This is a genomic window from Verrucomicrobiia bacterium (assembly GCA_035946615.1).
In the GTDB taxonomy this organism is placed as follows: Bacteria; Verrucomicrobiota; Verrucomicrobiia; order Limisphaerales; family UBA8199; genus DASYZB01.
Window position 1 is genome coordinate 1 of record DASYZB010000156.1, and the last position, 21980, is coordinate 21980.

The window sequence follows — 21980 nt, forward strand, 5'->3', positions numbered from 1 at the left end:
GGAACTCGCCATTGCGCTGGCTGCAAGCGGCTTCCTAATCATCCTGTTTGTTCTGACTACGCTCAACGCCGGCCCATTATGGCGCGATGAAACCAATAGCATCAATGTGGCCCAGATGCCCTCGCTGAAAGAGCTCTGGAATCACATGCCATTCGAATCGTTTCCTGGCCTCTGGCTGCTGCTCCTGAGGGGCTGGAGCTATATTGGGCTTGGAGGCAGCGATGGAGGCATCCGCCTTTTGGGGCTTTTCATAAGCTTGTTCGGCCTTTCGTCTATATGGCTGTGCGCCCGTTGGATGGGCGGGAGGGCGCCAACCTTGTGCTTAGCGTTGATTGGGAGTCTGCCGGTCTTTCTCTTCACAATGACATCGAATCGGGCCTATGGCCTGGCAATTTGCCTCTTGTTCCTGACGTTCGGGGCGTTGTGGCGGATGGTGCAATATCCGTCGAAATATACGGTTGCTCTGGCATTGATATCGAGCACTCTCTTTCTGCATTGCGTCTATTATGACGCCCTTTTCCTCTGCGCTATGTTGTTTGCCACTGCGCTAGTGGCTTTACGCAGACGGAATTGGAAAATGATTCTCCTGTTGCTGGGGATCGGCTTCGTTTCCGCTTCCTCTATGGCAGTTTATGTGCCCATTATTCGCCGAGGGTCTGTCTATGTTCCAATGGGTCAAGTTCCCTTCGGCTTTTCGCTTTTATGGGCACGCTTCGGCGAGGCCGTCCGGTCTTGGAGTTTTGGGGAATCCAGCGCTGGCAACTCGCCAGAAACGTGGATATGGATAGCTTTGCTGGTCCTCGCCGTAATCGTATCGGCTTACAAACAGTTTCCAGCCCACGAGGGCGCCAGCGAAGTCGCATCCGGCGGGGACCCCCACGGCAACACGGCTGATAGCCCGGCCCAAGTCGATCTCTTGCTCTTCTGCGCGACCGCCATGGTGTGCGGCATCACGGCCTACGCGGCTTTCCTTTTGAAACTTAAACTTCCCACAGAGCCATGGTACTATTTGGAAATGCTGGCTCTTTGCGCAATTTGCCTGGACCGGGTTCTTTGCTCGACGTCGCCGGCACTCCGGCGATTCGCGTTGCTTCGGGTCGGCTTCCTCATGGTTGCATTCGTCTGGGGCGGTCGTTCGCTTTGGGATGAGGCGCATACGCGGCGAAGCAACCTCGATTTAGTCGCAGCGGTTCTCGAACAAAGGGCACAAAAGGGAGACGTGATCATTGTGGCCACCGCGTGGGAGGGCATTACGTTCGCGCGCTACTATCACGGCGCCTCCCAATGGTTGACCATCCCGCCCCTGGCGTCCCACGAGGTCCATCGCGTGGACCTCATGTTGGCGGAGTTGAACAAGCCGGAGCCTATGCTTCCCGTTTTGGACGCTATCAGCGACACTCTGCAGAAAGGGAATCGGGTCTGGATGGTCGGACACTTCGCCTTGCAGCGGCGCGCATCCCTCCAGAGCATACCATCTCCACCCGGTCTGCCCACTCGATGGTGGCTGGGCCCCTATTTCGCGCATTGGACTGATCAGGTGGATGCATACCTGACCGAAACAGCGGTCAATATTCATGTTCTGGACCTGAATGTTTCGACCCCGGTAAGCATATACGAGAATCTTCCCTTGACCGAATTTGATGGATTTAAGCCGGCTACGGGAAACCCATGTGGAAACCAAGCCTCACTTCACAAACCCGAAAGCGACCGCACACGCTGAAAGCATTGTATCGTTTTAACCAAGCCAAGCCGGACCAGGTGCCGGGGCTGTCCCGGGGGGACATCTGACAATAGCCCAGCTCTTCAGCGTTGGGAACCGGTCGATGGCAAGCTGGTCCCGAAGGGACGGCTGAACCTCCCCACTCATTCGATCACCTTCGTCTTTTCGTCGAGTATGGGTGCTCTCCGGCTACATCGGTCTCAAGTCTCACGTTTGGTAATAGTAGAATGAGCGGGAACCTGGATTCAGCCGTCCCTTCGGGACTAACGCCTCTTCAACGTCTTCCCAACGCTGAAGCGTTGGGCTATTGTCAATTATCCCTCCGGGATACTGCGGGACAGGGAAAGAATCCTGGCAGCACTTGGTTCGCATACCTGCGCTACGACCTTGTCACTGGCCCCCTCGATATGAAATGCCTCATCGACAATGTACTCGGGGCGCTTTTTGGCTTCGTCAAACAGGCTGCCTATGTAGTGTCCCAGGATTCCAATCGTCAGGAGTTGAACCCCGCCAAAGTAGATCACCACGAGGACCAGCGAGGTCCAACCGGATACCAGGTAGCCAGGATTTACGACCTTATTGAAAAGCAGCCAAAGCGAAAGCAACAAACCGGCGGCAACCGACAGAAAACCGACCGTCGTCGCAATTTTGAGCGGTTTCTTTGAAAAATAGAAAATGCCCGTGGATGCGAAGCGGAGCATTTTTTTCAGTGTGTATTTGGTCGAACCGGCATGGCGAGGGTCCCGGTCATAATAGAAGGGGGTTTGTTTGAAACCCATCCAGCTTATGAGGCCACGGATGTATTTGTTTTTTTCAGGCAACGCATTGAAGGCATCAATCACCTTGCGATCGATGACTCGAAAATCGCCGGTGTTTACAGGCAACGGCACCTCGGACAACGCATTCAATAGCCGGTAAAACAGATGGGCCGAGGCACGTTTGAAAACCGTTTCCCCCTGCCGTTTCTTCCGAACGCCATAGACCACGTTCGAACCGGAGGTTAGGAGCTGGCCCAGCATTTCCGGTATGACTTCCGGCGGGTCCTGCAGATCGGCATCGATAATCACCGCCAGGTCTCCGCGGCAATAACGAAGGCCTGCGCTGACTGCGGGTTGGTGCCCGAAATTCCGAGAAAATCGGATCAGATGCACCCGATGGTCCTGTTGAGCCAGATCGCGCAGAATGGGATGTGTTCCGTCGCTGCTGCCGTCATCCACGAAAACCAGCTCGTAATTGATGGTTTCTCCCCCGCCCAGCGCTTTTGAAATCCGCGCGTAAGTCTCGCGCAGGACTTTCTCTTCGTTGAAACACGGGATGATGATCGAAATGAGCATGGTGCGTGTTGAGTTACCTCTGGGTCGTGGCGTAAACATGGCCTGGAGATCCCGACGTCTTCAGGCCGTGATGGTTTGTATTTAAGGTCAAGAACAAATTTCTGAGTAAAGCCCATTGAAAAGAAAACAGGTATCCGCGCATGACATCGAGCATACCCGCCCGGTAGAACTTGTCTGTGCGGATGGCCCGAAGAAACTTGCGAAAATAGGCTGCCTGGCGGCCGCCTATCTCAGCGCTTGCCCCGTCCCGCGAAATCCGGAAAGCGGCTAAGGACTCGGTATCAACAAAAGCATCGCCATGCTTCAGCACCTCTGCCCAAAAGGCCAAGTCGATTAGGTACGGGTTTGCTGAATCGAGCACGCCAATTTGGCCCAGGACTTCTCTTCTGAACAAGCCAACTGCTGGTTCACCGATGAGATTTGTTCCCCGCCGAATTGATGAGCGGATCAGGCTGGCGCCACTGGCCCGGCCAGCCCGGAATGCGGGCTTTCGGGTCAGAAGAAGTCTATCATTTGCGTCAATCACATCCCGATTGCAGACGGTCAGGACAACCCCTCGGTTTTGGGCATCCTCCAGGACCTTTGACTGACGAGACAGGCATTCCGGGTACAAAACGTCGTCCGCACACAGCAGCTTAACGTATTTTCCTGTTGAGAGGGACAGCACCTTATTCCAATTACCCACCAGACCCAGGTTCGACTCGTTTTGGATGAGCTTGATGCGGGAATCCTGGTAGTTCCTTATTATCCTTACGCTTTCGTCAGTCGAGTGATTGTCGGCAATGATCACCTCGAAATCTTCAAAAGCCTGGCTTATGAGGCTGTCGAGCGTACGGGCGACAAATTTGGCTCCGTTGTAGCAGGGAATGCAAATGCTGATTAAGGGGTGCGTGGCCATTTTGGTTTAGGCGTTTGACGGATTGTGGGTTGTTGCCGGAGCGCTGCCAGAAGTGGACTGGACTTTTTTCTTTAGCGAGTAGGCGCTGAACCCACTGGGAGCCAGGCGGGATAGGGCGAGACCGAGGGGCAGGGCGCAAAGATAAAGCAGAAAGTTGAAACGACCCGTGAGAACAACAGGAACGCTGCCGGCAAATCCGTTCGGAAAAGGGATGGATCGGACCTCGGTGCATTTCATTCCATATTTCCTAGCGAGGGTCTTAATGCAGTCGGGATTTGCAAAGCTGATGTGACGTGGGGCGTCAAGACCATGCCACTTCTTTCCGAACAACCTTGCTTCCCATGAATTGATATTCGGGATTGTGAAGAAGAACGTGCCTCCGGGCCTCAGGAGCTTTTGGACATGGCCAAAGGCGTTTGCAACATCGGTGAGGTGCTCCAGAACAAAGTGCATCGTTAGAATGTCCACTTTGCCTTGAAAGTCTGAGATAAGCCGCTCGGGGTCGGAGTAGATCGGAATGTCGAGCCGCTTGGAAATATTCTCGGAAAGGGTTCGGGCTTTCTCAAACCCGATCAAAAAGACGTTCCGTTGCTTGCATTTTTCGAGGAACCAGCCGTCTCCGCAGCCATAATCCAGGAGCGTGCTCCCCTCCGTAAGCAAGCTTGGATTGAAGTATGCAGGAGCCATAACCACCTTGCGCATGAGCCGATGCAAACCCGATTTCCGTCGGTGCACTGGATACGAATCGTAAAACGCTGATACATCGGCGGGTATTGGCCAGGCTTGCACGGCAGCGCATTTGCAGCACTTGAAGCAATCCGTTCTGAAAGGCTTGCCGAGATAGCAATCTGGGCAGTCTTCCAGAAACGGTTCCGGTGCCGCGCTAGACCCGCAGTAAAGGCATTTGAACTGATGCTCCTCGCGTTTTCTGGAAAAGCCTGCGCCATGGTTCCTGCGAGCCTGCACTGCTTCCCCTCTGGCCGGCAAAGGGGCGAGCTCTGGAACGACGCCAAACGCCGGATCGAGGGCGGCAACAGGTTCTTTCTGGTTGACGGTCACAATTTAGGTCTCCTGGAAATGAGTGTTTTCCAGGCCAAAAAGAGCAAGTGCCATGCCTCGAGGAGGTTTTATTAAAATGAAATCCGAAAGCCCTTTGGTGAGCGTATGCGGCAGGGGTTTCGGCGGGTTATCATAATTTGACGCTTGGAGATTAGCTCTCAGGTTGTCCAAAACCTGGACACTCGTCCTACCAGAAACGCAATGGGATCGCCGCCGACAACCAACTGCTCAACTCTCTGATGGTCTTTCCAAACTTGACCGTGATTATTGCTCGCACATACTGACCCTGCCGTAGCGTTCGGTCCCCAAACTCGTTTCATTTTTCGCGGCGAATTGGGGACATCCATTGCGCCCGGGATAAACAGATGGACCACTTTGCAAAAACAGACGAATTCTACCGCACCGTTGTGCGGCCAGCGCTCAGGTACACTCGCCGTAGGCGATTAGACGTGTTGCTTCAATATGTAGCTGATAAGACCGTCTTGGATTTGGGATGCGTCGAGCATGAGGCGGCGGTTAGCGACAAGGCCGGATGGTGGTTACATGGTTTAATAAAAACCAAGGCCAAACGGGTCAAAGGCGTCGACTACGATGCTCAAGCGGTCGAGGAACTGCAGCAAAAGGGGTATGACATCCAGTGTGCTGATGTTGAAACTATGGACTTGGGCGAAAAGTTCGACGTCGTAATGGCTGGGGAGTTGTTTGAGCATCTGACCAATCACCGCTCCTTCCTCGAGTCGGTTAATAGGCACCTCGCCCCTGGAGGAGTATTTGTCGCCAGCGTACCCAATGCGAACTCCCTCAATTATTTTGGACAAACCGTTGTGTTTGGCCACGAAGTGGATGCCTGGGATCACGCATCGTTTTTCACGCCGGTTACGTTTTCAGTAATGCTTGCCAAGTGCGGCTTTCAGCCGGTGGAAATTGTGCTGTATCAGCCTGATGAAATCTTCCATCATTCAAGCCTGCCACGAAGATTTGTGGGCCTCCTTTTCAATCTGCTGCAGCAAGGAGTCTGCACTATACGTCCTTGCCTGGCACGTGGATTGATAATGGTTGCTAAGGCTAAGGCTTGACGGGTGTGAGCATTCATCCAAGGACCTCCTGCTTCCAGATTGGAGCTTTGGGTCGCGGTCTGTCCAAATTGAGGGCAATGGGAAGGGAAGAGCAGCGGGGGAAAGCTGAAAGCTGAAAGCTGAAACAGAAAGCGGAAAGCAGGGTAAGAGCAGAAAGGGGAAATGGAGGGGGAAAAGCCGGCTGAAGCCGGCGTTCCGGGCACGCGCTCGCAAGCACGACATCCAAGTTGTCAGTCAGCCCTCGCAGGATTTTTCTGGAAATGTCACGCTTTGGGCAGTGAGAGCTTGTCCGCCGAACGGAGACAGTTCAGCGGAATTGCTGTGGGGCGGAGGGTAGCCAAAAAGGCTTGAGAAAGCAGGGCTCGAAAACCCCTTTGAGCACGACTACGGCCTTTTTGTGGTCAATTCTCGATTGAGCGGAAATGAGCAGAACCGGATGCGCGCCGAAAAGAGGGCCTGTCCAGATTTCCCAGGCCTTCACTCGGCCTCCTTGGGCTGAGCCGCAACAAATTGGCGGATTGAGTCCAGGTCGTCCTCCCGCTCCCGGTAGAGTTGGTCCAGGTACGTCTTGGGTAGAGGATCGACGTTTGTAATCCGCTCTGAGAGTTCCTCGCGGACACGGACCAAACCAAATCTTATCCCTCGCCGCATGGCGTCAGAGAGGGACAGGCCGGTCGCTTTAGCGGTGCGCCTGACTTCTGCCATCAGGTCGTCGGGCATGGCCAGAGGAAATGTTTCGGTCTTCATTGGAAGAAACCTACAGGGCATAGGGGACATTTTCAAGCTGGGGGAAGGACGAAGGAGGAAGGAGGCGGCGTCTATCTTAACTCCGTAGCGGGCGTGATTGGCGGGCTGGCAGCGAGACGGCCTCCTCTCCCCCAACCCCTCTCCTTCAGAGGAGGCGAGGGGAGCCGCCACCGGAGCGGGAGTGGATTCCGATGAGGATTGCCGCCTGCGCTCTCCCTCTCCTCTTCGGGAGGAGAGGGCTGGGGAGAGGAGGCCTTTGTCCGGCACGGTTTCGTCTGTGTGACCCACTGTCCCCCAAAAGTAACTCGCGGGCGTGATTGGCGGGCTGGCAGCGAGACGGCCTCCTCTCCCCCAACCCCTCTCCTCCCCGGGGGAGGAGAGGGGGAGGAGAGGGGTTGGGGGAGAGGAGGCACTGACAGATCACAATAAAATAGAAGTGTGAGGGGCAGAACAGTGTCAAAAGAAGCTTCTTTAACCAGCAATAATTTACCAACATGAACTCTGTGAATCCTACAGGCAATGCACGGCGCCTTCGTCGCCGCCAGACCCGCGAAGAACGGCAGTTATGGAATAGTCTGAAGGCCGTACGATTTGCAGGATTTAAGTTCAGGCGTCAGCACCCATTGGCTGGGTACTATCTGGATTTTTACTGCCCAGTGGCGCGGCTGGCAGTCGAGTTGGATGGATTTGAACATGGCCTACCCCATCAAAAGCAGCATGACAGATCGCGTGAGGAATCGCTCAGAGCGCAGGGCGTCGAGGAACTCCGCTTTTGGAACCACCAATGGCGGCACAACCGCGATGGAGTTTTGTGGGAGATCTGGCACGCGCTGCAACGGCGTACCGGCTGCTTGCAGGTAATGCGCAAGCTTGAAAATAACCGCTTCGTAGCACCACCATTGGCGGCGCTCGGGAAGAAGCAGCGCCGAAAGCCTCCGGAGCACTCTACTTGATGGGTTGCGGGGCGGTGCTGCTGCCATGCGCGATCGTGAGACGGAGGCGTGATAGAGAAAGGCCTCCTCTCCCCAGCCCTCTCCTCCCGGGGAGGAGAGGGAGGGCGCAGGTCGGCTTTATGCTTTTCGAATCGACCTGGTGGCGGACTCTTGTGGCCCATCTCGCAAACTCCTCAGCCGGTGTCTTACTGCCGGAAAGGGTGGCCGGCTCGGTACAGGGCCAGCATTTGTTCGTTGAGGGCGAGGACATTCGGTTGCTTTGATGCACGGGCCAGGTCGATGGCTTTCTGGCCGGCGGCAAGGGCCTCGTCAAAATGGCCTTCTTCGGCAAAGGCGGCGGCCAGAGTCGTGAGGGCTTCGGGGGATTTGTGTCCGGTTAATTCATCGGCGCGGGTGGCGAGTTGGACGGCTTCGCGTCCGTTTCTGAGGGTTGGGTCCGGGCTGGTGGCGCGGAGCCAGGCGAGCCTGTTCAGGGCGCGGGCAGAGTCGGGCGCCTGGCGCAAGGCGGCTTGGTAATAGCCGATGGCTTGGGCCGGTTGACACTGGAATTCGGCAATCCCGCCCAGCTCAAGCTGCGCCTTGATTAATCCGGGATTTTTGCGCAGGGCTTTCTTCCAAATCCTAATGCTTCGTTCGCACCAGAATTGCTGCATGAGCGCGCCCGGCCCGGCCTGGTTGTTTGTTGGATTGCCCGCCGAGGGGGATGGCTGGATGACCCTGAACACATAGTAGCGCTCAGGTTCGGTGGAATCGGCCACAAAGGGGACCGGGCCGGCTTTGGCGGTGTAGAATCCCGCTCCGGCTGTGCTGCTCATGGTTGACCAAAAGCGGTTTGGCCGATACTCGAATGTCTCGACCAAGCGAATCAGGTTAGTGGATAAATCGAAGAGATTCACTGCCTCAGACGGCACGGCGATGAATTCTCCGGGGGCCGGTTTGGAGGAATAGTGGTCGAGGGCCTTGGCGCCTTGCTTTTCCATATAGTATTGAAAGCCCCAATGCCCTTCGAACCAGAGGCTTTTTCCCGGCTGCTGGTAGCGGGCGCATATTTCCTGGGTGGCGGTTCGACCCACGGCGGCTTGGTTGTAATCTGCTTTTGCCGGAAAAAAGCTTACGACCGCGGCTGCCAACGCAGGGGCTAGTAATGCAACACGGAAGTTTCGAGACAGAGGGCCTCCTCTCCCTGGCCCTTTCCTCCCAAGGAGGACAGGAAATTGCTTCCCGACGAATGTATTTCCTGACAGCCCATTACGGGCGCATTGCCAGTCCATGCGCCGGCTGAGAAGGATGCCGATTGGGGGCGCCATCGGCAGAAAACTGCGACCATTCAAGGACCAATTAACAAAAGTCGCGAATAGAAACACCCCGAACACCCACAGGCAGAGCAGCAGCGAGGTTGCGTCCCGGTGGTCCCAAAGGTCGTTTGCGGCCAGCAGGAAAATGTGAAGCCCGGCTGCAATGAATAGGAAACTCTCGATGCACAAGAGCCAATCCGGGCTGCCGTCAGGATTCCACAGCAGCGCAAAGGAGCCCTGATACGGATAGAGCAACAGGCTCGGTGCGATGACGCAGAAGCCTTTGATAAAGCTGCGCGCCGACCACAACCAGGGCACGTAAAACAATACCGGCAAAAAACAGCCACCGGCGAAACTGAGGCCGGTGAAGGCCCTATCCAAAAAATGCCAATGCGAAGCGCCCGAAGCAACACCGCTGGCGGTGAGCAGCAGCCCTTTGCCGTAGAGCCGGAACGTCAGCCACTCATAACCCGCCGCGAAGAGCAGCGGCAGCAACGGAGCGATTAGCCAATTGCCCAAACGCCGTTGGCGCCAAAAGCCGTAAGCCAGGAATAGCGGAACCAGTGATAAGCCGCTGAATTTTGTGATAAAGGCGAGTCCGGCGAGGAGGCCGCCGGCGAGCCAGGCCATGCGCGCGCCGCGCAAGCCCGATTCGAAACAAACCATGGCCCAAACCCAAAACGCCAGCAGGAGCACATCGCTCATGAGGGTGGTGGCTGAGATGAGAAACACGGGGGTCAATACTGCCGCGCTGGCCGCCAGCAGCGGACGCGCCGAGTAGTAGCGTCCGAGGCGATAAATTCCCCATGCCGCCGCCAAGGCGGGCAAGATGAAGCTCAAGTGCAGGACGCCCTCGCTCCAACCACCCACCCATGCCACGAAGGCGAGGTAGTAACTGGTGAACGGGGGGTTATCGAACTGCTCGATCATTGGCTGGTCCGAGCCATACCAATTCATGTTGAACCCGTAAAAATTCCCGGGATGGTGTTGGATATGAGCGGCGGCGCGGAGGAATAAAGTGTCATCAATATGGACAGCTTTGTGGATGAATCCAAGGAGGCAGGCGAGGGTCAAAAGGAGCACCCAAACCTCGCCGGGGACCATGGCGAGGGTGCGGGCGGCGTTCGAGGGGGCAGGGGTGCGCTCGAATTGCGTCTCAGTGAGGCTGGTTTTATCGCATTGTGCTGTATTCATTGGACCCGGATGGGCAAAGGGAGCATTTTCCGGGCTGAACAGCAGAAAAGCGGAAAGCTGAAAGCAGAAAGCAGAAATGCTTGAAAATGGTTGGCTCCCCGTCTTTCCGTATTTGTTCTGATTGGATTTCCGTAATGAAGCGAATTTGGGGTAGCCGGCAGATGAGGCAGGATAGGCGATGAATCTTGAACAACGAACCTATTGAACAGCGAACAGGGAATATGAGAATAGCGATTGTCGGGTTGGGATATGTGGGGCTGCCGTTGTCGTTTCAGTTTGCCCGGTCGGGGGTGGATGTGCTGGGACTGGACATCGACACGGGGAAGGTGGATATGCTCAATCAGGGCAAGAGTTATATCAAGCATATACCTTCAGCGGTTGTAGCGGAGAATGTAAAATCAGGCGTGTTTTCCGCTTCGAGTGATTTTGGAAGGATTCGGGAGGTCTCGGCAATTATCATTTGTGTGCCGACGCCGTTGAACAAGAATCGCGAGCCGGACATTTCGTATATCCTGGATACGGGCAAGAACATTGCGCGTTATCTCAAGAAAGGGATGCTGGTGGTGCTGGAATCGACGACGTATCCGGGGACAACGGACGAGGATTTGCGCGAGGTGCTTGAGATAGGCTCGGGCATCGAGGCGGGCAAGGATTTTAACCTGGCGTTCTCACCCGAGCGCGAGGACCCGGGCAACCCGGACAGCAAGGTGGCGCTGATTCCGAAGGTGGTTGGGGGTTACACAAAGGCCTGCCTGGACAAGGCGGTGGAGTTGTATTCCAAGGCGGTCAAGACGGTCGTTCCAGTATCGTCGTGCCGGGTAGCGGAGGCGACGAAGTTGCTCGAGAACACCTTTCGCGGGGTGAATATTGCGTTGGTGAATGAACTCAAGGTGGTTTATAGCGCGATGGGTATTGACGTTTGGGAGGTGATTCAAGCGGCCAAAACGAAGCCCTTCGGGTTCATGCCGTTTTATCCGGGGCCGGGTCTGGGAGGGCATTGCATTCCGATTGACCCGTTTTACCTGACGTGGAAGGCGCGGGAGTATGGCCAGAACACGCGGTTCATCGAGTTGGCGGGGGAGATCAATACGGGGATGCCGGCGTACGTGGTGCACCGGGTGGCGGACGCGCTGAATGAGCGGCAGAAGGCGATAAAGGGGAGTTCAATTTTGGTGGTGGGTTTGGCGTACAAGCCGAACGTGGATGACGAGCGGGAGTCGCCGAGTTATTTCCTGATGGAGATGCTGAGTCAGCGTGGGGCCAAGGTGTCGTATTATGATCCGTATGTGCCGGTGATAAGACCGACGCGTGAGCATGCGCACTGGGCGGGGACCAAGTCGGTGGAATGGAACCGGGAGACGGTAGCGGGCTTTGACCTGGTGCTGATAGCCACAAACCATGCGTGCATCAATTACCAGGAGCTGGCGGATTGGGCGCAGGTGATTGTGGATACACGCAATGCAATGGCGGGCAAGGAGACGCGGCCAGGGCAGGTGTGGAAGGCGTAGAGGAATTTAGATTCTTGAATTTTGATTTTCGATTGTCGAGGGCATTGGGAGTGTGGTGAGGGTTACTGGTTAACTCGTCATTTGCGTTTGCGGCCTCTTCGGCCTCCGCCGTTTGAAAAGCTGTCGCTCAGTCCGCTGATATGCTCCAGGTCAAGAATGCGCTAGCCGTCGCCGGATTCCAAAACCAGGCAGCTTGGCCGCCCGACGAGAATGCAATCAGGATGGGCGACGCCGATGTTAAGCGCGTTATCCAAAAAGATCGTGAAGGGTTTAAAAGGACTTTGGTGAATCGCTTTCTTGATCGTTTTCTACGTGATCATCTGCGGCGTTATAAGAGGCCATTGCCTCCGAGCCAAGAGGCACGGTGTGACGGTGTGACGAATGAATTCCCTTTACAGGCAAGGGGAGAGAGATGAGGGATAAGGAAGGATTAAACTATGAAGGATAGGCTTCCTGAAAAGCCACGGTTTCAGCGGTTGCTGCACGACAGCTTGATAAGGACGGCGCATGAGCACGGTGAGAAGAGCGCATTGATAACCGAGACGGGGGCTGTCTCGTATTCTAAGCTGTTTGAGCAGGCGCGGCGGTGCGCCTCGGCCCTGGTTGGGAGAGGATTGGGGCGGGGTGACCGGGTGGTGATCTACTGCGACAACGCGCTGGAATGCGTGGTTGGCATTTGGGCGGCACTGTGGGCTGGGGGTGTGTTTGTGGTGGTGAATCCCCAAACAAAAGCCGAGAAATTGAGGTATATCATCGACAAGAGCGGGGCGAAGATACTGATTACAGACGAACATTTGCGCCGGCAGGTTTTAGGAATGCAGAATGCAGAATGCAGCACACAGAATGAAAGAGGGCGAGAGACCTGCGATACGAGCGGAGCGAGCGCTACGGGACTCAGCCACGTGCTGTGCGCCAACGCGGGGGACAAGCAGGGGTGGAGTGAAGCGCGGTTTGAAATTGAAGATTACTGGGAGGTTGTAGGCAAGTCGCCTCCTATGGACAAGCCCGTGTTTACAATACCGCTGGATGTGGCGGCTCTGATTTTTACATCAGGGAGCACGGGCACGCCCAAGGGTGTGACGATGACGCACCAGTCGATGGTGTTCGCCCGGGACAGTATAACGGAGTATCTCCGATTGAGCGAAAAGGACAAGCTATTGAATGTGCTGCCCTTGGCGTTCGATTACGGGCTTTACCAGGTGCTCATCGCGGCGGGGCTCGGGGCTACGCTGGTTTTGGAACGGTCGTTTGCTTATCCGGGACGTGTATTCGAGCGGATCAGGCGCCATGAAGTGACGGTGTTCCCTGGTGTGCCGACGATCTTTTCGACGATGTTGTCCATGCATCGAAAGACGCCGTTGTGTTTTCCCTCTGTGCGGCGTGTGACGAATACTGCTGCGGCGTTGCCACCGGGTTATATACCGGCGTTGCGTCAAATGTTTCCGAATGCGCTGGTTTTCGCGATGTATGGCCTGACGGAATGCAAGAGAGTCAGCTACCTGGAGCCGGAGTTGCTCGAGTCGAAGAGAGGGTCAGTCGGCAAGGCGATACCGGGAACCGAGATGTTTTTGCTGTCGGCAGATGGGAAGCGTGTTGGGCCTGGTGTGCCGGGGATTTTGCATGTGCGCGGTCCGCATGTAATGCTGGGATACTGGAAGGACCCGGAACGAACGGCGAAGATGCTGAGGGCTGGGGAGTTGCCCGGGGAGCGGGTGCTTTGCGCGCAGGATTGGTTTGTGATGGATGGGGAGGGCTTTTTTTATTTTAAAGGGCGCAGCGACGACATCATCAAATCGCGAGGGGAAAAGGTGAGCCCGACTGAGGTGGAGAACGTATTATATAGCTTGCCGGGTGTTAGGGAGGCGGCGGTTATCGGGGTTCCGGATGAGAATCGTGGCCAGGCAATCAAGGCATTCGTGGTGTTGGATAAAGGGGTGAAGATGAGCGAGAGGGAAGTCTTACGGCATTGCGCGGCGCGGCTCGAGAATTTCATGGTGCCGCACCAGGTCGAGTTTAGAAATGAACTGCCCAAAACCGACAATGGCAAGATAAGGAAAGAAGGATTGAAGGGAAAGGATGAAGGATGAAATCTCGGGGGGCGAGAAAGACAACCGCAGAATTCTGGTAGCCTAAGCGACCGCCACACACGGAGAAGACCAGAAAAATGGGAGGTAAAGGGAATATGGGTTTAGATGTCACGGAAAGGGAAACTAGCGAGCGGGTGAACAGGCTTGTGGAGGAGTACCGGGGAAAGATACCGTCGCTGGCGGACAAGCCGGAGGAGACCATGGAAGCGACTGTGCGAGCTTTGTGGTCGTGCGCTGGGGGCAACCCGGTGTCGGCGGAGCGAGCGATGGAGATTGACTTGCCGGTTTTGAGCGAAGGACAAGACAAGGCGCTGGAGGGGTTGTTGAAATCGAGAGCGGACGGTGTGCCGCTGGCGCATTTGACGGGCCGGCAACGTTTCATGGGGTTGGAGTTTATCTGCAATGGCCAGGCGCTTATCCCAAGAAAGGAGACGGAGATTCTGGGGAATGCGGCACGCTCGCTGCTAACGGATGATATCCTTCCAGGGAATCAGAGGCCGCGGGTGCTTGATTTATGCACAGGGTCGGGGAATCTGGCGTGTGCGATAGCCGTTTTGGCGCCCTCGTGCGAAGTCTTTGCGGCGGACTTATCGCCTGAGGCGATTGAGCTGGCCAGGGAGAATACGCGGCAGCTTGGATGCAGTGACCGGGTGAAAATATTCGCAGGAGACCTGTTTGCGCCATTCGAATGTGAGACATTTTATGGATTTTTTGATCTGATTGTGTGTAACCCGCCGTATGTCGCGAGCGCGAAGGTGGCAGTGATGCATCCGGAGCTTTCTGGACATGAGCCGAAGTTGGCGTTTGATGGAGGGCCATTTGGAGTAGGGGTCATTTGGCGGGTGGCGCGGGATGCGCCCCGCTTTCTGAAAAGAAAGGGATGGCTGGCTTTTGAGGTTGGATTGGGGCAAGGTCTGGGTCTTGGGGAGCGTCTTTCAAACAATGGAGTATATGCAGCCGCCCGAGGGGTGGAGGATAAGAGGGGAAATGTGAGGGCGCTGGTGTTAAAGGTTAGCGATGAGGTTGGAACAGAAAAATGCTGAACTACGCGAAAGAAATACGGGAGTTCGTAGTGAAGAATTTCCTTTATGGAGAGGAAGGGTCACTGCAGGAGAACACATCGTTTTTGGACAATGGGGTTGTGGATTCGACAGGCATTTTGGAGCTGATCCTGTTTTTAGAGAAAACGTATCGGATAACTATCGAGCCTGAGGACATGACACCTCAGAACCTGGACAGCATTGAAAAGGTGGCAGGCTTTGTTCAGGCAAAGCAGAAAGCGGCAGGCGGAAATGGGAAAAGCGAAATTCGCACTGAACGGGGAGATGTGCCGCTTGAGTAGAACGCGCGCGTTCGGTATAGTTGCGGGGAGAATCGAGTTTCTGGCATGACCTTCCTACAAAATCGTGATCTAGCGCGCCGAGAGCGCAGGATGCAACGGAAGAGAGGATGAACGAAACACCACTTTCTGCGGAGTTGTTGAGGTTGGATTGCGTGCGGGAGGCGGAGAGGATTGAAGGGCTCATTCGGGAGACGGTCCTGCGGCGATTCAAGAAGAAGGGGGTGGTAGTTGGGCTTTCGGGTGGAGTTGATAGCAGCACTGTAGCCGCTTTGGCTGTTCGCGCCCTTGGCAGGGAGCGGGTGCTGGGGCTGATGATGCCGGAACAAGATTCCTCACCCGAGACGCTGCGTTTGAGCCAGCAGGTAGCCGCGCATTTGGGGATGGAGACGGTGCAGAAGGACATCTCCGGCATATTGGAGGCGGTGGGTTGCTATCGGCGGCAGGCAGAGGCTATCCAAGCTGTCATTGCGGAGTACGGGCCGGGGTGGAAATCGAAATTGGTGTTACCGAGTGTGATTAAGGGGGACCAGTTGCGAATTTTTTCGATTGTTGCGGAGTCACCCTCTGGGGAACGCAGGGAGAAGCGGTTGCCATTGGAGACCTATCTGAGCCTGGTTGCGGCCACGAATTTCAAGCAGCGCGCGCGCAAGATGCTGGAGTATTATCATGCCGACCGGCTGAATTATGCGGTGACCGGAACGCCGAATTTGCTCGAATATGATCAGGGGTTTTTTGTGAAGCTTGGGGACGGGGCGGCGGATATCAAGCCCATCGCACATCTTTACAAAACGCAGGTGTACCAGATGGGGGAGTTTTTGGGTGTGCCGCAGGAGATACTCAGCCGGCCGCCGACGACTGATACCTATTCGATGCCACAGTCGCAAGAGGAGTTTTATTTTTCACTGCCTTACAACAAGATGGACCTTGTGTTATATGGGAAGGATCGGGGTTACAATGCGGCGGAAATTGGTGGGGCGGTTGGGTTGACGGCGGAGCAGGTAGGCAGGGTTTTCCGGGATATTGAGGGCAAGAGGAGAATGGCGAGGTATTTGCATGCGCAGGCGGCGATACTGGGGGATTTTTGAATTTGGATTTTCGATTGCAATGCATAAACATTTGCGCCTTTGGCAGCGAGACGCCAGCAGAACCGCCGCCCAAACCTGCTGCGCTATCTGCCGCAGGCATCTCGCGGAACGGAAGCGGCAGCAATGTCAAGGGGTAATCTGTCCCAATCTAAAGTCGGAAACCTCAATTCTAAAACCAGATGTGTGGCATTGCGGGGATATTCAATTTGGATAGCGGCGAGCATGTCGGCGAGCAGGTGATGCGGGAGATGCTGGGGAGCATCCGCCATCGGGGGCCGGACCAATTTGGGATTTACCTGGATGGGCCAATCGTGTTGGGCAGCGCCCGGCTGAGCATCATCGATCTCAGTACGGGACAGCAGCCAATCTCGAATGAGGATGGGACGCTTTGGATCGTCTTCAACGGAGAGATATTCAATTATATCGAGCTGCGAGCTGAACTCGAATCGCGCGGTCACCGGTTTTCTACCACATCCGACACGGAGGTGTTGCTGCATGCATATGAGGAGTGGGGGCCACAGTGTCTCGATCGATTCAACGGGCAGTTTGCGTTCGCGATTTGGAACAGACGCGAGCAAGCCCTGTTTCTTGCGCGAGACAGGCTGGGGGTGCGGCCACTTTTCTACACACTGACCCGGGGCGGGAGCCTGGTTTTCGGATCGGAAATTAAGGCGCTTTTGGCTTCGGGCAGGGTTTCAGCGCAGATAGACCCTATCGGGTTGGAGCAAGTGTTTACCTATTGGAGCCCGATTTCACCAAGGACGGTTTTCCGGGACATAGTTGAGATACCGCCGGGGAATTATCTGGTGGCGAGGGATGGGAAGATTTCTATCAAAAGGTATTGGGAGATCGATTTCCCTGACTGGAACAGTTCGTCAGAAGCGGTAGGAAGAAGGAGCCGAGAATATTATGAGGAGGAGTTGTCAGGTCTTTTGGTTGATGCGGGGAAAATCCGGCTGCGGGCGGATGTGCCCGTGGGGGCTTATTTGAGTGGGGGACTGGATTCGTCAATCATCGCATCGATCATCCGGAATTTCACGAGCAATCCATTGGATACGTTTTCGATAGCCTTTGATGATGAGCAATTTGACGAGAGCGGGTTTCAGAGTCAGATGGCCGAATTTCTTGGGACAAAACACCAGGTTGTCCGGGCGACGCACGCGGATATCGGGCGGATATTCCCGCAGGTAATCTGGCATACAGAGACGCCGGTGATGCGGACGGCCCCGGCCCCGATGTTCCTGTTATCGAAGCTCGTACGGGAGGGCGGCTACAAAGTAGTGCTGACGGGCGAGGGGGCGGATGAATTTCTTGGGGGATATGATATTTTCAAGGAAGCGAAGGTCAGGCGGTTTTGGGCGAGTCAGCCAGAGTCGGAGTGGCGCCCATTATTGCTGAAACGGTTGTATCCGGACATCGGGGAACTGACGCGGGCAAACGCGTCGTTTGTGTCGGCGTTTTTTCGCAGAGGCCTGACAGAGACGGAGTCGGCGGATTACTCGCATGCATTGCGGTGGTGGAATGGCCGAAGGAACTGCCGGTTTTTGAGCGAGGGGTTCATAGGAGGGATGAGAGACGATGGGGACAATGGGAGAGATGCGATCGAAAGATTGACGGGTGAGAGGTTTGCAAGGTGGGAGCCGCTGGCGCGGGCGCAATTTCTTGAAATAAAGATATTTTTATCGCAGTACCTGCTCTCATCGCAGGGGGACCGTATGGCGATGGCGCACTCGATAGAGGGGCGGTTTCCGTTTTTGGATTGCCGGGTGGTGGAATTCTGCAATCGGTTGCCGGCCACGATGAAGTTGCGCGGGTTGAACGAGAAGTACCTTTTGAAAAGGTTGGGAAAAAAATGGTTGCCGAAGGAAATCTGGCAGCGGACGAAACGGCCCTATCGGGCGCCGATACATAAGAGTTTTTTCAATGAGCAAACCGCGGACTATGTAATAGAACTGTTGTCGGAGGCGAAAATTGCTGAGGCGGGCTATTTCAAGGCTCAAGCGGTGGGGCAACTTGCGCAGAAAATGCGGCAGGGTTTTCCGGTAAGCGAGACAGACGACATGGCGTTGGCCGGAATCATATCGACGCAGTTAGCACACGAGTTGTTCGTTAAGGGCTTCCGGAAAGCGAGGGCGATTGGGTTGAAAGATGATGTATTGGTTATCAAAAACTAAAAGCTGAATTGCAGCGGCTGATCGAATTGGCCCTGACGAACAATCCTGACCTGCGGGTGGCGGTGTTGAACGTTGAACAGACCCGCGCGCTTTATCGGGTCCAGCGCAACGCCCTGATTCCCACCGTTGCGCTCAACGCCAACGGCACGCGCCAAAGGATTCCCAACGTTTTTGGCGGCGGCGGCCGAGCCTTCACCTATGGCGAATACAGCGTGGGCCTGGGTGTCACGTCGTAAGAACTGGACCTGTTCGGTCGTGTGCGCAGCCTGAAGAAACAGGCATCGGAAACCTACTTCGCCACTGAAGAAGCGGAAGGGGAGAGGGAGAAGCATTGGCAGATTGAAGATGTAGTTCATGTTAGGGGCTCCTCAGTATAAGGCAGGCCGTTGGCCTGCAGACTCAGCATTGGCCGCTTTTCTCCAGGGCGCTGGCCCTGGGCTAGTATGAACGAGGCCTTTGGCCTCGGAGTCGGCTCGGGCGGTTTGGCTAAGCCTTAGCCCTCGTCCCGCCCGTCGCCTTGTCTGCGCTTTTCATAAGGCAAAGTGAAAACTGCGGGGATTTACAATCTGGTTAGCGACGGCCTTTTCCGGGCGGGTTGCGCCTCGGGTTCGGTTCGGCCTGGATGTCCTTGATCGTGGACTCAATCAGGTCGCGTTCTTCCCGGCGGGTTTCGCGGCGCAACGCCCGCACATCGAGGTAAGCCGACAGGATCGCCAGGCCGGTCAGGAAGAAGCAACCAAGCCAGTAAACAAGAAACCGGAACCCGCTCAGCCACTGTTTCAAAACCGTTTCACCCGCGATGAGCATCCCCAACGCTGCCAACAGGACCAGCACGCCCAGCAACCGCCGGCGCGCAGTAGCATCCAAGCCCATGAAACAAACCTACCATGGAAAAGGAATGGATTCGACTTGTTTTCAGGGCGGGCTGGGCAGACAGGGATTTCGCAGGATGACTACCTCGAAGGCGCGCCGGAACTGGCAGTCGAAATTGTTGGGAGTTCTCGGGCATACGATTTGCACCAGAAAAAAGCCGCCTACCGCCGCAATGGAGTCCGCGAATACCTGGTCTGGGTGACAGGAGAGCAATGGGTGCGATGGTGGGAACTTCGCGAGGACGAATACCAGGAAATTCCACCCGACGCGGGCGGCTTGGTTAAGAGCCGGATGTTTCCCGGCCTCTGGCTCGATACGGCGGCCCTGCTGCGCGGAGATATGAGAGGGGTGCTGGCGGGACTGCGCCAAGGCCTTGCCAGCCGGGAGCACCAGGAATTTGCAACCAAATAGCCCGCCAGCCGCCATCCGAAGGCGGGCGCTATTCGTGCTGAAAGATGTTCTCGATTCTGGAGGGTCTCCTGGAAACCCGAAGCAAGGCGCGCCCAGCTTCAAAGTAGGAAGCACCCCCCTCCTCCCAATAACAGAGGGTGCCGTCTTCGGAAAGAGAAACCGTGCTGCTTAACAAGCTGCCAATCCCTGCCCAATCCCGATGAGTGCCGAGCCGAACCGGGGCTTGGGCGGCAAAACTCGGGTCATCCCAACGCCATCCATCTTCGGAGGATTTCCAAGCCCAGATTGAGCCGTCTCGTTTAAGGGCCGCAAAGCCCAACCAGCCCCCACCGAGTTGAACCCAGTTATTCTCTGCTCCGATTTGAATCAATGGCGTTGTCAGGACATTCCTCTGGCCCGGTTTTTGCCTGAAGAAATCCTGCCATGCCCACAGGGTTCTGTCCTGCCGGAGACCAATCTGCCAGCTCCGGAAGTTGGCCACCTTTTGCCAGAAGTTATGGTCAAACTGCGGCAGGCGCTGGAATCCTTCGGGCCGTAGCGTCTCGTTGCGTTCTCCCCGAACCCAGGGATTAATGGCCCACGCTCGTCCGTCACGTTTCCAACAATATACCGCTCTGCGAGCGGCAATCACCTTAACCCAATCAGAGTCAGCACCTATATGGCTGGGCTCAAACGACCGGAGACTGCTCCATTCCCCTTTACCCGTGTCTAATTCGGACGACCACCGCCATAAACTGCCGTCGTTTTTCAACAGCACGACAGAATTGTAGTTCTCAACGGCGGCACTGAGCCAGTTGGTCTCGCTGCCGAATTGGACCATGGCGGCGGGTTGCTCGGGTGGTGGTAGAAACGAGTTTCCGCCGGTCCATCGTTTGCGGGGCCTGGTGGAAACCCAGAGCGTCCCATCGGAGCGAATCGCTACCGTCTCGATATAGGTCGCCGCGGCGTCCATCCAATTTGTTCCCGGAACGAAGCGGTTCTCGCTCATGCTGACCCAGCGGCCGCCTAGCGAGATGTGCAAAAACGGCAAACATCTCTCTTGCTCGTATGTGAGGCGATCAATCCAGAGCGAGTGATTGGGCAATAGCGCAGTCAGGGTGAAGCTGCCGTCCGACTTGATTTCCACGCTGTTCGGGCCAGGGAGTCGAGCCGTGCCGTGAGGGGGTTCAAGCGGCATGAGCAGTTCCCAAAAACGATTGTACACCGCGCTAACCGAGACGGAGATAAACGCGAACGCAATGACCAGGGCGAGGATGTTGCGTCGCCACAAATGCCAGCTCTGAGCCAAGCGGCTGAAGTTGCTGAGGGCAAGGCGCAGAACCATGACCACAAGCACGGGGCAGGCGACCAGGTAAATCAGTATGCCACGCCAGGCCGAGGCGCCGAAAACTCTCGGTGGGTGAATTGCCACCGCATTGGCTGCCCCCAGAGCGATGACAATGATGATAAAAATTGCCAGCGCTTGCAGAAGGTTGTTTGCCAGTGACGATGCATAAAAGGAGAGCAAAGACAGGCTCGAAAAGACCAGAACCAGAATCGCCAAGGTATGGAAGTCGAACGCCACTTTAAATGCTTCGATGTCTGGCCCTGCGCCCAGAGCGCTGCCAATGCCCTCTGCCGTCCACAATAACAGCGGGCTGATAAGGCCGCAAAGCAGCAGAAGGAACAGAAGCTTGATTCTGAACTGCGTGCGGGTTAAGACAGGTAGCGATAAACTGCTCTCGATCGTGCCGAACTTGCGTTCCTCGGCGATGCTGAGGCCACCGCCCAGGAACGGCACGAACAGCCACAGACCGCCAAAGACCGCCAATCCATTTTTTAATGCGTCGCCCATCTCTTGCTGGCCTGCCTTTCGCAACCAGACGACGCCCAAATGCAACAGGAACAACCAGCTTATTCCCACAAGGCTCAATTGGTGCAGTTGCAGTTCCTTTCGCACCAGGGCAACAATCGGGGCTCTGTTTCGCAGCGCGCCTGGCGGACGAACTTTAGCGCCGGGCCACACAGGGAGGTCGATTACCCCTCCCGTCCAGGCCGGCTCCTGCATGCGCAAAAAGTAGCGCCAAGCCCATAGAAATCCTGCCACGGAATAGAGACCGACGAGAGCCAGCATCAGAGACTCACTCCCTCCACTCGCCGCAGTGATGACCGCAATGGCTGCAGGGAGCAGGATCGTGAACCAAAACGCCGCGCTGATTTGGCGCAAAAGCAGCGTCGTCCAAAG

General features: G+C 55.8%; 18 protein-coding genes. 11 read left to right on the forward strand and 7 right to left on the reverse strand.

What is annotated here, in order from left to right:
• A partial coding sequence (locus VG146_22680; protein HEV2395167.1) for a hypothetical protein occupies window positions 1–1720 on the forward strand: 1720 nt, incomplete at its 5' end.
• Between the two features lie 314 nt (window positions 1721–2034).
• On the opposite strand, the gene VG146_22685 is transcribed toward VG146_22680, so the two are convergent.
• From VG146_22685 to VG146_22695, 3 genes are read right to left on the reverse strand one after another with little or no spacing between them, the layout of a single operon-like run.
• On the reverse strand, window positions 2035–3054 hold the full coding sequence (locus VG146_22685; protein ID HEV2395168.1) for a glycosyltransferase family 2 protein: 1020 nt from the start codon (window positions 3052–3054) through the stop codon (window positions 2035–2037).
• Window positions 3055–3067: 13 nt separating this feature from the next.
• Window positions 3068–3952, reverse strand: a complete 885-nt coding sequence (locus tag VG146_22690; GenBank protein HEV2395169.1) for a glycosyltransferase — start codon at window positions 3950–3952, stop codon at window positions 3068–3070.
• A 6-nt stretch (window positions 3953–3958) separates the two neighbouring features.
• Window positions 3959–4639, reverse strand: a complete 681-nt coding sequence (locus VG146_22695) for a class I SAM-dependent methyltransferase (protein HEV2395170.1) — start codon at window positions 4637–4639, stop codon at window positions 3959–3961.
• Window positions 4640–5460: 821 nt separating this feature from the next.
• Between VG146_22695 and VG146_22700 the strand changes: the two genes are divergently transcribed.
• Window positions 5461–6087: a class I SAM-dependent methyltransferase gene (locus VG146_22700; GenBank protein HEV2395171.1), complete on the forward strand. Its 627-nt coding sequence runs from the start codon at window positions 5461–5463 to the stop codon at window positions 6085–6087.
• A gap of 477 nt (window positions 6088–6564) precedes the next feature.
• On the opposite strand, the gene VG146_22705 is transcribed toward VG146_22700, so the two are convergent.
• On the reverse strand, window positions 6565–6834 hold the full coding sequence (locus VG146_22705; protein ID HEV2395172.1) for a ribbon-helix-helix protein, CopG family: 270 nt from the start codon (window positions 6832–6834) through the stop codon (window positions 6565–6567).
• A gap of 494 nt (window positions 6835–7328) precedes the next feature.
• Between VG146_22705 and VG146_22710 the strand changes: the two genes are divergently transcribed.
• Entirely contained in the window at window positions 7329–7787 is a 459-nt protein-coding gene (locus VG146_22710) for an endonuclease domain-containing protein (GenBank protein ID HEV2395173.1), read from the forward strand.
• A 185-nt stretch (window positions 7788–7972) separates the two neighbouring features.
• On the opposite strand, the gene VG146_22715 is transcribed toward VG146_22710, so the two are convergent.
• On the reverse strand, window positions 7973–10276 hold the full coding sequence (locus VG146_22715; GenBank protein ID HEV2395174.1) for a glycosyltransferase family 39 protein: 2304 nt from the start codon (window positions 10274–10276) through the stop codon (window positions 7973–7975).
• Window positions 10277–10497: 221 nt separating this feature from the next.
• Here VG146_22715 and VG146_22720 point away from each other — a divergent pair, with 221 nt between their 5' ends.
• The 7 genes from VG146_22720 to VG146_22750 all read left to right on the forward strand — a co-directional run bounded on the left by VG146_22720 (window position 10498) and on the right by VG146_22750 (window position 18708).
• The gene (locus tag VG146_22720; protein ID HEV2395175.1) at window positions 10498–11784 is read left to right on the forward strand and encodes a nucleotide sugar dehydrogenase; all 1287 of its coding nucleotides are present in this window, start codon (window positions 10498–10500) and stop codon (window positions 11782–11784) included.
• 437 nt (window positions 11785–12221) lie between these two features.
• On the forward strand, window positions 12222–13871 hold the full coding sequence (locus VG146_22725) for an AMP-binding protein (protein HEV2395176.1): 1650 nt from the start codon (window positions 12222–12224) through the stop codon (window positions 13869–13871).
• A gap of 134 nt (window positions 13872–14005) precedes the next feature.
• On the forward strand, window positions 14006–14914 hold the full coding sequence (locus VG146_22730) for a HemK/PrmC family methyltransferase (GenBank protein HEV2395177.1): 909 nt from the start codon (window positions 14006–14008) through the stop codon (window positions 14912–14914).
• Window positions 14908–15213, forward strand: coding sequence for an acyl carrier protein (locus VG146_22735; GenBank protein ID HEV2395178.1), 306 nt, complete (start codon window positions 14908–14910; stop codon window positions 15211–15213). The genes VG146_22730 and VG146_22735 overlap by 7 nt, the downstream gene beginning before the upstream one ends.
• A 107-nt stretch (window positions 15214–15320) precedes the next feature.
• Window positions 15321–16298, forward strand: a complete 978-nt coding sequence (gene nadE, locus VG146_22740) for an NAD(+) synthase (GenBank protein ID HEV2395179.1) — start codon at window positions 15321–15323, stop codon at window positions 16296–16298.
• A 179-nt stretch (window positions 16299–16477) separates the two neighbouring features.
• Entirely contained in the window at window positions 16478–18472 is a 1995-nt protein-coding gene (gene asnB / locus VG146_22745) for an asparagine synthase (glutamine-hydrolyzing) (GenBank protein HEV2395180.1), read from the forward strand.
• An 8-nt stretch (window positions 18473–18480) separates the two neighbouring features.
• On the forward strand, window positions 18481–18708 hold the full coding sequence (locus VG146_22750) for a TolC family protein (GenBank protein ID HEV2395181.1): 228 nt from the start codon (window positions 18481–18483) through the stop codon (window positions 18706–18708).
• A 334-nt stretch (window positions 18709–19042) separates the two neighbouring features.
• Here VG146_22750 and VG146_22755 read toward each other — a convergent pair whose 3' ends face one another.
• Window positions 19043–19345, reverse strand: a complete 303-nt coding sequence (locus VG146_22755) for a hypothetical protein (GenBank protein HEV2395182.1) — start codon at window positions 19343–19345, stop codon at window positions 19043–19045.
• Window positions 19346–19381: 36 nt separating this feature from the next.
• On the opposite strand from VG146_22755, the gene VG146_22760 reads away from it, so the two are divergent.
• Window positions 19382–19756 carry a Uma2 family endonuclease gene (locus VG146_22760; protein ID HEV2395183.1) on the forward strand — a complete coding sequence of 125 codons (375 nt, stop codon included), beginning with the start codon at window positions 19382–19384 and terminating at the stop codon, window positions 19754–19756.
• A 28-nt stretch (window positions 19757–19784) separates the two neighbouring features.
• Here the strand turns inward: VG146_22760 and VG146_22765 are convergent.
• A partial coding sequence (locus tag VG146_22765) for a hypothetical protein (protein ID HEV2395184.1) occupies window positions 19785–21980 on the reverse strand: 2196 nt, incomplete at its 5' end.

Excerpts from the sequence above, each read along its gene's own strand:
- VG146_22685 (HEV2395168.1), bottom strand. The coding sequence starts at position 3,054 with ATGCTCATTTCGATCATCATCCCGTGTTTCAACGAAGAGAAAGTCCTG.
- VG146_22690 (HEV2395169.1), bottom strand. The coding sequence starts at position 3,952 with ATGGCCACGCACCCCTTAATCAGCATTTGCATTCCCTGCTACAACGGA.
- VG146_22695 (HEV2395170.1), bottom strand. The coding sequence starts at position 4,639 with ATGGCTCCTGCATACTTCAATCCAAGCTTGCTTACGGAGGGGAGCACG.
- VG146_22705 (HEV2395172.1), bottom strand. The coding sequence starts at position 6,834 with ATGAAGACCGAAACATTTCCTCTGGCCATGCCCGACGACCTGATGGCA.
- VG146_22710 (HEV2395173.1), top strand. The coding sequence starts at position 7,329 with ATGAACTCTGTGAATCCTACAGGCAATGCACGGCGCCTTCGTCGCCGC.
- VG146_22715 (HEV2395174.1), bottom strand. The coding sequence starts at position 10,276 with ATGAATACAGCACAATGCGATAAAACCAGCCTCACTGAGACGCAATTC.
- VG146_22720 (HEV2395175.1), top strand. The coding sequence starts at position 10,498 with ATGAGAATAGCGATTGTCGGGTTGGGATATGTGGGGCTGCCGTTGTCG.
- VG146_22725 (HEV2395176.1), top strand. The coding sequence starts at position 12,222 with ATGAAGGATAGGCTTCCTGAAAAGCCACGGTTTCAGCGGTTGCTGCAC.
- VG146_22735 (HEV2395178.1), top strand. The coding sequence starts at position 14,908 with ATGCTGAACTACGCGAAAGAAATACGGGAGTTCGTAGTGAAGAATTTC.
- nadE (HEV2395179.1), top strand. The coding sequence starts at position 15,321 with ATGAACGAAACACCACTTTCTGCGGAGTTGTTGAGGTTGGATTGCGTG.
- asnB (HEV2395180.1), top strand. The coding sequence starts at position 16,478 with ATGTGTGGCATTGCGGGGATATTCAATTTGGATAGCGGCGAGCATGTC.
- VG146_22755 (HEV2395182.1), bottom strand. The coding sequence starts at position 19,345 with ATGGGCTTGGATGCTACTGCGCGCCGGCGGTTGCTGGGCGTGCTGGTC.